Below are 12,289 nucleotides of genomic sequence, written 5' to 3'. Positions count from 1 at the left end.
TAAGGGCGCCGGTCCACTCCGCCCCTCACCACCCTCACCCGGACGAGGGGCGGAGTGGACCGAAGGGGACATGTGCGCGCATTCACGAACTTCCGGATCGCGGGCGCGGCGACTCCCGGAAGGGGGCGGCGGAGCGTCCGCCCCCGACGGACGGCGGACCTCGATCGCATGGGCGAGGGTTACCCGCCGCCGGACAGCGCCACCGTGACCTGCGTCACCCGGCCCGCCTCGCCGGGAAACCGGGCTTGGCCATCGGTGTGAACGGATGGTAAGCGGCGGGCAATTCGGGCGTATTGCCGAAAGGCTGAGATCACGGCCCTGATCGCACGTGCCCGTTTTGCCCGTTACGGCGTCAATAAAGGCGTACGGAAAGCGGATTCGCAGATTCCGAACGTAACTGTGTCGCAACACACGTTTCTTGATGGGACCCCTGAAGCCCTGATAGCGCTAGTACCCATGTCCCACACCGCTCACATACCCAGCCACCGGAAGCCCCGCCGGCGCGCCTCGAAGTCCGCGCTGCGAGCCGGAGTTGCCGGTGGCGTTCTCAGCACCATCGCGGTCGCGGGTGCGGCCGGTCCGGCGCAGGCCGAACCGGTGACCCAGACGATCGAGATGCCCACCATCACCGCCGGGCTCTCCACCGCCGTCGCCGCCTCCGCACAGGCCACGCAGCAGGTCGCCCTCGACCTGGAGACGCAGGCCCACGAGGACGCCGCGGCCGAGAGCGCCGCGAAGAAGGCCAAGAAGGCCAAGGCCGAGGCCGTCCGCAAGGCCGAGGCCAAGAAGAAGGCCGAAGCCGCCGCCAAGGCCGAGGCGGAGGCGGAGGCCAAGGAGCGTGCCGAGCGCGCCTCCCGTACCGCCGAGCGCACGACGCTCAGCGCCTCCTCCGGCTCCTCCTCGGGCAACTCGGCCTCCGCGTCCGCCCCCTCGTCCGCCCCCTCCTCCTCGTCGAACGCCACGGGCTCCGCCGCGGCCGTCGTCGCGTTCGCCAAGGCCCAGGTCGGCGACGCGTACGTGGCCGGCGGCACCGGCCCCAACGCGTGGGACTGCTCGGGCCTGGTCCAGGCGGCGTACCGCTCGGTGGGCATCGACCTCCCCCGCGTCTCGCAGTCCCAGTCGACCGCCGGCACCCAGGTCTCCCTGGACAACCTCCAGCCCGGCGACATCCTGTACTGGGGCGGTGCGGGCAGCGCGTACCACGTCGCGATCTACGTGGGCGGCGGCCAGTTCGTCGGCGCGCAGAACTCCAGCACCGGTACGGTGCAGCGCTCCATGGACTACGACCGGCCCTCCGGCGCGGTCCGCGTTCTCTGATTCACAAGCGCTTCGCGGCACGGCTGAGGGCCGCCACTCCCCCGCTCGGGAGTGGCGGCCCTCGGCCGTGGTCCGGTGGTCGTGCGGCACGGCCGCGCACGGGCGCGGCTGCCGACCCGTCAGCGGCGGCGCTGGCGGCGGTTGGACCGGTCCGGCTCCCGCCCGGAGGTGGTGGGCGCGGCCGGTGCCTCGTACGGCGCGTCCAGGTCCTCGTCGTCGTCCGGGAAGGTCAGACCCGCCGCGAAGCGGGGCTCCAGGAAGAGGCCGTGGTGCTGGGGCGGCGCGGTGACCTCGGCGGCCGGTTCCGGGCGTGAGGAGTTCCGGGGCAGGGAGGCGGTCGTCATGGCTGTGTGTCCTTGGGTCGAGCAGCGCTGTACCGGCTTGTCCCGTACCCCGCTGATCTGCGTTCGATGTGTGCGTGGGGCGGGGAAGAGCGTCGTACGCGCCGCGTGCCGCAGCTCAGGGCGAGGGCGGGCACCAGCCGGTCCGGGACTGCCGACGACCGGGGGTGGCGCGCAAATCATTGCACACGATCACGTGCGGGGCCGGGGATTATGCCCCGGCGCGGGCGCGGGCCGCGGCCGGGAGCACGACGCGGAAGTGGGTCGTCAGACGCCCGTCCCCGCCCAGCACGTGGAAGGCGAGGCCCGGGGGCTGGTCGCGGTCGGCCGGGCGGTCCCCCTCCCACGGCATGCGCAGCGTCCAGGTCACCGCGGGCCCGACGATGAGCGGGCGCCCGGCGAAGGTGGAGGCGGCGGCCGTGTGGGCGTGGCCGGTGAGGACGGCGGCGACGCGCGGGTGGGCGGCGAGGAGGGCGGCGAGGTGTTCCGGCTCCTCCAGCCGCCCGGCGTCGGGCAGCGGGTGGTGGAGCTCCACCGGCGGCTGGTGGAAGGCGATCAGCGCGGGGACACCGGCCGGGAGCGCGCCGAGCGTGGCGTCGATCCAGGCGAGCGTCTCCGGGCCGAGGCGGCCCTCGTCGCGGCCGGGGATGGTGGAGTCGCACATCAGGACGGCGGTTCCGGCGATGTGGTGGACCCGGTTGACGGGCGTGGTGTCCGGGGCCTCGCCGAGGAAGGCCTTGCGGTAGGCGGGGCGCGCGTCGTGGTTCCCGGGGCAGGGCAGTACGGGGAAGGGCGCGGCGAGGATGCGGGCCGCCTCCTCGTACTCGGACTCCGCCGCGTGGTCGGCGATGTCCCCGGTGACCAACAGGGCGTCGACCGGGCGGGGCAGGGCCCGCAGGTACTCCATGACGCGGGTCGCCCTGCGTGTCGCGCGTTCACTGCCGTCCAGGTGCAGATCGCTGATCTGAGCGAGCAACATGTGGGACCGTCCCCCGTCCGGCACCCAGGCCTAACGTTAATTTTCACCATTCCGTTAGGACTCTAGAGTGGGGGCGGACAGAGTTCAAGAGCGGGGCTCAGGGGCAGGGCGGCGAAGGGGGCGAGGCGGTGGCACAGCGGCCCGTCATGGAACTGGTGAGCACCATCCACCACGACGGAGAAGGCGGCGTCGCCGACGACCTGGAGACGGTCCGGGGGGCGACGCGGTGGATCCAGCAGCAGAGCGGGGACGTCGCGCCCCAGGAGTTCCTCAGCGGTGAGCTGGTCGCCGACGAGGAACTGCGGGACGAGATCGTCGGCGTACGGAGGGCCGTGCGGGCCCTGTTCGCGCGGGTGCTCAGCCCCGCCCCGCCCAGCCCGGCCGACGCCCACCGTCTGATGCCCGCCGGCCAGGCGCTGGCCCACCTCAACGCGGCCGCCGCCCGGGAGCTGGTCGCCCCGCAGTTGGAGTGGCCCGTCGAAGGGGCCCCGGCAGCGCGGCTGTTGTCGGCCGGGGGCGATCCGCGCGTCCGGCTGGTCGCGGCGCTGGCGCGCGATGCCGTCGACTTCCTGAGCGGACCGGAGCGCGAACAGCTGCGGGCCTGCCACGCGCCGCGCTGCGTGCGGTACTTCATCAGGAGCCACGGCCGCCAGGAGTGGTGCCGCCCGTCCTGCGGCAACCGGGCCCGGGTGGCGCGCCACTACGAGCGCACGCGGGGGACGACCGGCCAGAGCTGAACCCGCAAGGCCGCCAGGGGACCGGCGGTGCGGCGGGCGGGACGGGTCCGCCCGCCGCACCGGACATGGCGGCCGTCAGGCCTTCGGGGCCACCTTCGACAGCCCGTTGATGATGCGGTCCATCGCGTCGCCGCCCTGCGGGTCGGTCAGGTTGGCCAGCATCTTCAGCGTGAACTTCATCAACAGCGGGTGGGTCAGACCCCGCTGGGTGGCGACCTTCATGACCTTCGGGTTGCCGATCAGCTTCACGAAGGCGCGGCCCATCGTGTAGTAGCCGCCGTAGGTCTCCTTGAGCACCTTCGGGTAGTTGTTCAGGGCCAGTTCGCGCTGGGCGGGGGTGGCGCGGGCGTGGGCCTGGACGATGACGTCGGCCGCGATCTGGCCCGACTCCATGGCGTACGCGATGCCTTCGCCGTTGAACGGGTTGACCATGCCCCCCGCGTCACCGACGAGCAGGAGGCCCTTGGTGTAGTGCGGCTGGCGGTTGAAGGCCATGGGGAGGGCGGCGCCCCGGATGGGCATTGTCATGTTCTCCGGGGTGTAGCCCCACTCCTCGGGCATGGAGGCGCACCAGGCCTTGAGCACCTCGCGCCAGTCCAGCTCCTTGAAGGCGGAGGAGGAGTTGAGGATGCCGAGGCCCACGTTGGAGGTGCCGTCGCCCATGCCGAAGATCCAGCCGTAGCCGGGCAGCAGCCGGTCCTCGGCACCCCGGCGGTCCCACAGCTCCAGCCAGGACTCCAGGTAGTCGTCGTCGTGGCGGGGCGAGGTGAAGTACGTACGGACGGCGACGCCCATCGGGCGGTCCTCGCGGCGGTGCAGGCCCATCGCGAGGGAGAGCCGGGTGGAGTTGCCGTCGGCGGCGACCACGAGCGGGGCGTGGAAGGTGACCGGGGTCTTCTCCTCGCCCATCTTCGCCTCGACGCCGGTGATGCGCCCGGTGCGCTCGTCGCGGATCGGGGCGCCCACGTTGCAGCGCTCGTACAGCCGGGCGCCGGCCTTCTGCGCCTGCCGGGCCAGCTGCTCGTCGAAGTCGTCGCGTTTACGGACCAGTCCGTAGTCCGGGTAGGACGCGAGATCCGGCCAGTCCAGCTGGAGCCGGACGCCGCCGCCGATGATGCGCAGGCCCTTGTTGCGCAGCCAGCCCGCCTCCTCGGAGATGTCGATCCCCATGGAGACGAGCTGTTTCGTGGCGCGGGGGGTGAGGCCGTCGCCGCAGACCTTCTCGCGGGGGAACGCCGTCTTTTCCAGCAGCAGGACGTCGAGTCCGGCCTTGGCGAGGTAGTACGCGGTCGTGGAGCCGGCTGGGCCCGCTCCGACGACGATCACGTCCGCGCTGTGCTCGGAGAGGGGCTCGGTCACGGTCGGATCTCCCGAAGACTCGAATTCGCGTGCCGCGCGGCACATGTCCCGTGCAGTCTATGGGGGCCTGCTGAACAACCCTCCGAAGGGCTCCCTCATGTCGATAGCACCTGTTCCGCCCACTGCTCCCGCCCCCGCGGTACGCCTGCGCGTCCCGACCGACGAGGACGCGCTGTTCTGGCACCGGGTCTTCGACGATCCCGAGGTGATGGAGTTCTTCGGCGGCCGGAGAGCGGACTTCTCCGTGTACGAGGAACTCACCGCCCGTCAGCGCCGCCATGACGCGGAGCTCGGCTACTGCCTGTGGACCGTCACGGACGAGGACGGCACCGTGCTCGGCTTCACCGGGGCGCAGCCATGGCCGCACAGCCACTACGGGCCGGTCGGCGCCATCGAGATCGGCTGGCGGCTGGGGCGCTCCTCCTGGGGGCGCGGTTACGCCACCGCCGCCGCGCGCACCACACTGGAGCGGCTGCGGGCGGCCGGGGTGCCGGACGTCGTCGCGATGATCGACTCCCGTAACGCCCGGTCCATCGCGGTGGCGGAACGGCTCGGGATGCGGCTCGCGGAGACCTTCACCACCCCGCGCCCCGGACAGGAGGCGCGCTGCTACCGGCTGGAGCTCTGAGACCCCGTACGGAGGTCAGGCGCGGGTGGCCCGGTGCAGGGCCACCACGCCGCCGGTGAGGTTGCGCCACGCCACCTTCGACCAGCCCGCCTGCTGGAGGAGTGCGGCGAGGCCGGGCTGGTCGGGCCAGGCGCGGATGGACTCGGCGAGATAGACGTACGCGTCCGGGTTGGAGGAGACGGCCCGGGCGGTCGGCGGCAGCGCGCGCATCAGGTACTCGGTGTAGACCGTGCGGAAGGGGGCCCAGGTCGGCTGCGAGAACTCGCAGATCACGACCTTGCCGCCCGGCTTCGTCACCCGGTACAGCTCGCTCAGCGCGGTCTCGGTCTCCTGGATGTTGCGCAGCCCGAAGGAGATCGTGACGGTGTCGAAGACCTCGTCCTTGAACGGCAGCTTCATCCCGTCACCGGCCGTGAACGGCATCCACGGGTGGCGGCGCTTGCCGACCTCCAGCATGCCGAGCGAGAAGTCGCACGGCACCACGTAGGCGCCGGCCTGGGCGAAGGGCTGCGAGGAGGTCGCGGTGCCCGCCGCCAGGTCGAGGATCTTCTGCGCGGGGCGGGCGTCGACCGCCGCCGCGACCGCCTTGCGCCACTGCCGGGCCTGGCCCAGCGAGATCACGTCGTTGGTCAGGTCGTAGTTGGCCGCCACACCGTCGAACATCGAGGCGACTTCGTGCGGCTGCTTGTCCAGGGAGGCTCGGGTCACCCGTCCATTCAAGCAGCCCGCCCGTACGGATCAGTGGGGGCGGTCCCCCGCGATGGCGACCCGCTCGGCGACCCGGCGGTGCGGGGCGTAGTCGTTGACCGCGTAATGCTGGGTGGCCCGGTTGTCCCAGAACGCGACATCGCCCGCCCGCCAGCCGTACCGCACCTGGAACTCCGGCGCGTGCGCCTGCTGGAACAGCAGCTTCAGCAGGCGGTCGCTCTCCTCCTGCCCGAACCCGACGATCCGGGTGGTGAACGAGGCGTTGACGAAGATCGTCCGGCGGCCGGTGACCGGGTGGCGCCGCACCACCGGGTGCTCCACCGGCGGGAACCGCTCCTGGTGCGGGGCCAGCCGCTCCGGCGGGTAGAACCGGGAGAACCCGGGGATGAAGTCGTGCACCGCCCGCGCCCCCTCGACGCGCTCCTTCACCTCCTGGGGCAGGTTGTCGTACGCCGCCGCCATGTCCGCCCACAACGTGTCCCCGCCCACCGGCGGGACCTCGCGCAGCTGGAGGACCGCGCCGAGCGCCGGGCGCTCGCGGAAGGTGACATCCGCGTGCCAGACGTTCTCGAAGGTGGGGACCGCGGAGCGGTCCAGGCGGGCCACCTCCGGGGCGTCGCCGGTGGCGAGCAGCGGGTTGGTCTCCAGCTCGCCCCAGTGCCCGGCGAAGGCACGCTGCTGCTGGGAGGTGAGGTGCTGCTCCCGGAAGAACAGCACCTTCCACTCCAGCAGCGCCCGGTCCAGGTCGGCGCGCACGGCCGCGTCCAGGGGACGGGAGAGGTCGACGCCGTGGATCTCGGCGCCGATCACCCGGCCGCGCGGCACCAGCTCGAAGAGCTCGTACGGCCGCTCGGTCCAGCCCTCCGGCATCCGGCGCAGCACGCGCGGGCCCTCGTACAGCCCGTCGGCGGGGATGCGGTGGCCGCGCAGGGCGGGGACGGTGTGCGGGGTGGTGAGGGTCATGGCTCTACCTCTCTTCTCGGTCGTACGGGAGGGGCTCAGCGGGCCGGTCGTACGTGAAGGGGTCGGCGGGCCGCGTCGCGGACCGCCGTACCGATCCCGGCGCGCAGCGCGGCGTACTCCGGCAGCCCGCGCAGCTCGTCGGGGCCGGTGCCGGTGCGCGGCAGGCCGATCGGGATGTCCAGCGCCACCCGGCCCGGCCGCGCGCTGAGCACGACCGTGCGGGTGCCGAGGAAGACCGCCTCGTCCACGCTGTGGGTGACGAAGACCGACGTGGTGCCGGTCTCGGCGGAGACCGTGCGCAGGTCCTCCTGGAGCCGCTCCCGGGTGAGCGCGTCCAGCGCGGCGAACGGTTCGTCCAGGAGCAGCAGCCGCTTGCCGCCCGCCAGGGCGCGGGCGATGGCCACCCGCTGCTGCTGGCCGCCCGAGATCTGCCAGATGCGGCGGCCGGCGGTGTCGGCGAGGCCGACGCGCTCCAGCAACTCGGCGGTCCGGTCGGCCCGTTCGGCCCGGGGAACGCCCGCGTACTTCAGCGCGAGGCCGACGTTGTCGCCGACCGTGCGCCACGGGAAGAGACGGGGCTGCTGGAAGACGATGCCCGCGTGGTGGCCGGGCTCGGGGTGCTCGCCGAACACCTCGACCTCGCCCGACGAGGCCCGCTCGAAGCCCGCGATGAGGCGGAGCAGGGTGCTCTTGCCACAGCCGGAGGGGCCGACGAGGACCAGGAACTCCCCGGCGGGGATCTCCAGGGAGACCGGGCCGAGAGCCGTCACGCTCTGGGCGCCCCGGCCGCCGTAGGTGTGCTCGACGTCGCGTACGGAGACGACGGGGTCGCCTTGACGCTGCTCCGGGACGGTGGGGTTCTCGTTCTCCGCGTCAGGGAGAGACGGCATCGGTGAGCCCTTCCACGTAGATGGACTTCCGCAGCTCGTCCAGGTCGGGCGCGGCGTCGATCTGCTTCTGGTCGACGAGGAACCGCGCCGCGCTGTGCAGGTTGTCCGCGAGACCGCCGACCTTGCCGGGAGTCCCCAGCCACTTCGCGTCGGCCTGCTCGGCCGGCTTGAGGAAGATGCCCTGCTTGATCTGGGCACCCGCCTCGGCCGGGCTGATCCCGAGCTGCTTGCCGACGGCGGCGGAGGCCGCGTCCGGGTCGTCGTGGATCAGGTCGAGTGCCTGGGCCTGCGCCTTGCGCCAGGCGGGCAGCACATCGGGGTGGGCCTTGAGGAAGCCGGTGGAGGCGACCCCGAGGTCGAGGGTCGGCTTGCCCGCCGCGGCGAGTTCGCGGCTGGAGACGAGGACCTTGCCGGTCTTCTTCAGCTCCTCCAGGGTGGGCAGCCAGACGTACGTGGCGTCGATGTCGCCGCGCGTCCAGGCGGCCAGGATGTCCTGCGGCTCCAGGTCGAGGAGCTGGACCTTCGAGGCGTCCACCCCGGCCCGGTCGAGGGCGGCGAGCAGGCTGTAGTGCGAGGTGGAGCTGAACGGGGTCGCGACCTTCTTGCCCACCAGCTCCTCGACGGAGGAGACCTTGGAGCCGTTACGGGCTACCAGCGCCTCGTTCTCCCCGGCCACGTCCAGGACCCAGGTGACCTGGTACGGGATGTTCAGCGGCTCGGAGAGACCCCGGGCGACCGGGCTGGAGCCGATGGCCGCGAGGTCCACGGAACCGGCCACGAAGGCGGTGTTGATGCTGGCGCCGGAGTCGAACTTGGTCCACTTGATCTTGTATCCCGGGAGCGCCCTCTCCAGCCAGCCCTTCTCCTTGACGATCAGGTCGCCGCTGGGAAAGGCCTGGTAGGCGATGCGTATCGTCTTGTCGCCGCCCTTGCCCCCGTCGCCGGAACCGCCCTCACCGCAGGCCGTCACCACCAGCAGGGCGCCGAGTGCGGCGGCGATCGAGGAGAGGCGGAGCCAACCGCGTGTTCCGGCCATGTGCGTGTCCTTAGTGCTGGGGTGGATGGAGAGGGAGAGAAGGGGATGAGCGGGGTCACGCGTGGCGTCGCCACGGGGCGAGCCGGTCCGATGCCACGCGGAGCGCGGCGTCGATGAGCAGGCCGGAGATGCCGATGGCGAAGAGGCCGAGGACGACGGTGTCCGACTGGTTGTAGCGCTGGGCGTCCCGGATCAGACCGCCGATGCCGGGCAGCCCGTTGACCGTCTCGGCGGCGACCACCGAGGAGTACGCGATGCCGAAGGCGAGGCGGACGCCGATGAGGATCTCCGGCAGCGCGGACGGCAGCACCACCGAGGCCACGACCTGCCCGCGCTTGGCCCCGATCGCCCGGGCCGCCTCGACCAGGGCGGTCGGCGCGGACGCCACGGCGGAGGCGGTGGCCACGGCGACCGGCGGCATGGCGGCGATGGCGAGCAGCCAGAGCTTGGGCGACTCGTCGATGCCGAACCAGATGATCAGCAGGCTGAAGTAGGCGAGCGGCGGCAGGGTCCGCAGGAACGCCACGGCGGGCTCCAGCACCACCCGTACCCACGGCAGCGTCCCCATCAGGACACCGATGACCAGACCGGCGACGACGCCCGCGCCGGCCCCGATGGCGATGCGGCGCAGGCTGATGCCGAGGTGTTCGATCAGGGTGTGGCCCTGGTAGCCGCGCACCCCGTCGTGCGTGCCGGAGGTCTCCAGCAGCGCACGCCAGACGGCGGCGGGCGAGGGCACCAGCACCGGTGACCAGAGCTGGAGCACGGTCACCAGCTGCCAGAGCGCGAGGAGGACGGCGAGGGCGACGAGCCGGAGCCCGACACGGCGCCGGCGCGCGCCGCGCTCCGGTGTGCGTCCGGCCGCCGGGCGCTCGGCCGGGGGACGCACGCCGGACGCGGGCACGTCGGCGGCCCGTTCCCGCACGGAAGAGGGCGTGGTCATGGAGGGCTCCGGGGACAGGGCAGTCCACCGGGCTCAGGGACAAGCCGGGAGCGGACAACCGCCGGGAAGGGGAGGGAGGAGGAAGAAGAAGAGGCCGCGGCGGCGGACGCGGAGAACCGGAAGCCGAGGACGTACGGATACGTACGCGCAGAGGGATCAGGTACCGGTCGCGGACACGGGCAGCGCCGAGGGGTCAGCGCCTCAGGGCATCAGTGAGGATGCCGCGGCAGGGCCTCAACAACAGGAAGCGCTGGAGACGCGGCAGAGATCGATGTGGAGGCACTCCACCAGAAAACGATCGACTGTCACGGCAGTTGTTCTAACACAGGCGTTCCGCGCGGCACCAGATTCGTACCGAGGAATGAGACGTTCCGTCCCGCCGCCCGGTCTCCGATCGACTACGCGCCAACGGGCGCTGTCCGGGCGGCCCTTCGGTGCCGTGGACCCGTCGTACGGAGTCGGCTCAGCGGGCGCGGTGGACGAGACGTCCCGCGAGCACCGTCGCCACGCAGAGCCTCGCCCCGCCCGCGCGCAGCGCCGCCTCGTCGGCCACGTCGAAGACCGCGAGGTCGGCGCGGCCGCCCACGGTCAGCGGGGCGTGGGCGGTGGCGGACAGGTCGCCGCCGGCCGTGAAGGGGTCCAGGTCCGGCGGGCCGCCCTCCGGTCGCCCCTGGAGCTGAACCGGCAGCCCCGGGACCTGGACCAGCCCCGACCGGGAGAGCGCCGTCCGCAGCACCGGCTCGTCCGCGCCGAACGGGCCCACCACATGCGTGGTCCCGTGCCGCAGCATCCGCTGGAGCCCGCGCCGCACGCTGCCTGCCCGCCGGGCCGTGTCCATCCTCGCCGCGAGCCGCTCGAACTCCTCGCCCCACAGCGGCAGTTCACCCAGCTCGTCGGCCTCGCGCGGGTCCGGGTGGTAGCAGCGGGTGAGCAGCGCGCGGGCCCGGTCCTGGCGGAGTCCGGGCGTGAGGAGGCCGGGCCAGCGGCGGACCCGGGCCGCCGGGTGGGCGGCGACGACCTCCTCGTACGGCCCGATGGCGGCGATCCGGTCGCCGTCCACGGCCACCGCACCCTCCGCAACGGCCGCCGCGCCGACCGGAAGGACCAGCGACGCGGCGTGAATCGTCAGCACGGGTAGGTCAGTTGGCGTTGAGGAGCTTGAGCTCCGGGTGGGCCGTGCCGCCCTCGATCGCGGTGGAGGAGATGTGCGAGACGACCCGCTCGTCGACGGGGTCGTTCGCCGGGTCGTCGTGCACGACGAGGTGCTCGTACGTGGTGGCGCGCTGCGCCGGGACCCGGTCCGCCTTGCGGATCAGGTCGATGATCTCCAGCCGGTTGGACCGGTGCTTGGCTCCGGCCGAGGAGACGACGTTCTCCTCCAGCATGATGGAGCCGAGGTCGTCGGCACCGTAGTGCAGCGACAGCTGGCCGACCTCCTTGCCGGTGGTCAGCCAGGAGCCCTGGATGTGGGCCACGTTGTCGAGGAAGAGCCGGGCGATGGAGATCATCCGCAGGTACTCGAAGAGCGTGGCCTGCGTGCGGCCCTTCAGCTTGTTGTTCTCCGGCTGGTAGGTGTACGGGATGAAGGCGCGGAAGCCGCCCGTACGGTCCTGGACGTCCCGGATCATCCGCAGGTGCTCGATCCGCTCGGCGTTGGTCTCGCCGGTCCCCATCAGCATGGTGGAGGTGGACTCGACGCCGAGGCCGTGCGCGATCTCCATGATCTCCAGCCACCGCTCGCCGGACTCCTTGAGCGGGGCGATGGCGTTGCGCGGCCGGGCGGGCAGCAGCTCGGCGCCCGCACCGGCGAAGGAGTCCAGACCGGCGGCGTGGATACGGCTGATGGCCTCCTCGGCGGAGACCTTGGAGATCCGGGCCATGTGCTCGATCTCGGAGGCGCCGAGGGAGTGGATGACCAGCTGCGGGAACGCCTTCTTGATCGCGGAGAAGTGCTCCTCGTAATACTCCACGCCGAAGTCCGGGTGGTGGCCGCCCTGGAACATGATCTGGGTCCCGCCCAGCTCCACGGTCTCCGCGCAGCGGCGCAGGATGTCCTCGATGTCCCGGGTCCAGCCCTTGGCCGTGTCCTTGGGCGGCGCGTAGAAGGCGCAGAACTTGCAGGCCGTGACACACACGTTGGTGTAGTTGATGTTGCGCTCGATGATGTACGTCGCGATGTGCTCCGTACCGGCGTAGCGGCGTCGGCGTACGGCGTCGGCGGCCGCCCCCAGCGCGTGCAGCGGCGCCGAGCGGTAGAGGTCGAGCGCCTCCTCCGGGGTGATCCGACCGCCCTCGGCGGCTCGGTCGAGGACGGGCTGAAGGTCGGCCTTCTCGGTCACCGGGCTGTCACCTTTCGGCGGTTTTTTGAGGATCCTCGGACCGATCCAG

13 protein-coding genes are annotated in these 12,289 nt (G+C 72.2%); 3 read left to right on the top strand and 10 right to left on the bottom strand.

Annotation, left to right across the window (positions count from 1 at the left end; translation table 11 throughout):
• The first annotated feature begins 456 nt into the window (after nt 1-456).
• Complete coding sequence (locus D6270_RS20140; protein WP_109164173.1) at nt 457-1,317, top strand: C40 family peptidase; 861 nt, start codon at nt 457-459, stop codon at nt 1,315-1,317.
• Between the two features lie 119 nt (nt 1,318-1,436).
• Here the strand turns inward: D6270_RS20140 and D6270_RS20135 are convergent, their stop codons facing one another.
• Both D6270_RS20135 and D6270_RS20130 read right to left on the bottom strand, forming a co-directional pair.
• The gene (locus tag D6270_RS20135) at nt 1,437-1,661 is read right to left on the bottom strand and encodes a hypothetical protein (protein ID WP_225976912.1); all 225 of its coding nucleotides are present in this window, start codon (nt 1,659-1,661) and stop codon (nt 1,437-1,439) included.
• 208 nt (nt 1,662-1,869) lie between these two features.
• Complete coding sequence (locus tag D6270_RS20130; protein WP_109164174.1) at nt 1,870-2,637, bottom strand: metallophosphoesterase; 768 nt, start codon at nt 2,635-2,637, stop codon at nt 1,870-1,872.
• Between the two features lie 146 nt (nt 2,638-2,783).
• Here D6270_RS20130 and D6270_RS20125 point away from each other — a divergent pair, with 146 nt between their 5' ends.
• On the top strand, nt 2,784-3,374 hold the full coding sequence (locus tag D6270_RS20125) for a CGNR zinc finger domain-containing protein (RefSeq protein WP_204117200.1): 591 nt from the start codon (nt 2,784-2,786) through the stop codon (nt 3,372-3,374).
• A gap of 75 nt (nt 3,375-3,449) precedes the next feature.
• On the opposite strand, the gene D6270_RS20120 is transcribed toward D6270_RS20125, so the two are convergent.
• On the bottom strand, nt 3,450-4,733 hold the full coding sequence (locus D6270_RS20120; protein WP_109164176.1) for a geranylgeranyl reductase family protein: 1,284 nt from the start codon (nt 4,731-4,733) through the stop codon (nt 3,450-3,452).
• Nucleotides 4,734-4,830: 97 nt separating this feature from the next.
• Between D6270_RS20120 and D6270_RS20115 the strand changes: the two genes are divergently transcribed.
• Nucleotides 4,831-5,361 carry a GNAT family N-acetyltransferase gene (locus D6270_RS20115; protein WP_109164177.1) on the top strand — a complete coding sequence of 177 codons (531 nt, stop codon included), beginning with the start codon at nt 4,831-4,833 and terminating at the stop codon, nt 5,359-5,361.
• 15 nt (nt 5,362-5,376) lie between these two features.
• Here the strand turns inward: D6270_RS20115 and D6270_RS20110 are convergent, their stop codons facing one another.
• From D6270_RS20110 to mqnC, 7 genes are all read right to left on the bottom strand, one after another.
• Nucleotides 5,377-6,069: a demethylmenaquinone methyltransferase gene (locus D6270_RS20110; protein ID WP_109164178.1), complete on the bottom strand. Its 693-nt coding sequence runs from the start codon at nt 6,067-6,069 to the stop codon at nt 5,377-5,379.
• A 30-nt stretch (nt 6,070-6,099) separates the two neighbouring features.
• A complete protein-coding gene (locus tag D6270_RS20105; RefSeq protein ID WP_109164179.1) occupies nt 6,100-7,032 on the bottom strand; it encodes a TauD/TfdA dioxygenase family protein in 933 nt (310 codons plus the stop codon).
• A 35-nt stretch (nt 7,033-7,067) separates the two neighbouring features.
• Complete coding sequence (locus D6270_RS20100) at nt 7,068-7,922, bottom strand: ABC transporter ATP-binding protein (RefSeq protein ID WP_109164180.1); 855 nt, start codon at nt 7,920-7,922, stop codon at nt 7,068-7,070.
• Nucleotides 7,906-8,958, bottom strand: a complete 1,053-nt coding sequence (locus D6270_RS20095) for a taurine ABC transporter substrate-binding protein (protein WP_109164181.1) — start codon at nt 8,956-8,958, stop codon at nt 7,906-7,908. Before D6270_RS20095 ends, D6270_RS20100 begins: the two co-directional genes overlap by 17 nt.
• 55 nt (nt 8,959-9,013) lie before the next feature.
• Nucleotides 9,014-9,901: an ABC transporter permease gene (locus D6270_RS20090; RefSeq protein ID WP_109164182.1), complete on the bottom strand. Its 888-nt coding sequence runs from the start codon at nt 9,899-9,901 to the stop codon at nt 9,014-9,016.
• A gap of 463 nt (nt 9,902-10,364) precedes the next feature.
• Entirely contained in the window at nt 10,365-11,033 is a 669-nt protein-coding gene (locus tag D6270_RS20085; RefSeq protein WP_109164183.1) for an imidazolonepropionase-like domain-containing protein, read from the bottom strand.
• Between the two features lie 7 nt (nt 11,034-11,040).
• Entirely contained in the window at nt 11,041-12,240 is a 1,200-nt protein-coding gene (gene mqnC, locus D6270_RS20080) for a cyclic dehypoxanthinyl futalosine synthase (protein WP_109164184.1), read from the bottom strand.
• Nucleotides 12,241-12,289: the final 49 nt, after the last annotated feature.

The sequence above is a fragment of the Streptomyces griseus subsp. griseus genome (assembly GCF_003610995.1).
In the GTDB taxonomy this organism is placed as follows: domain Bacteria; phylum Actinomycetota; class Actinomycetes; order Streptomycetales; family Streptomycetaceae; genus Streptomyces.
This window is presented reverse-complemented; position numbering and strand designations above follow the sequence as displayed.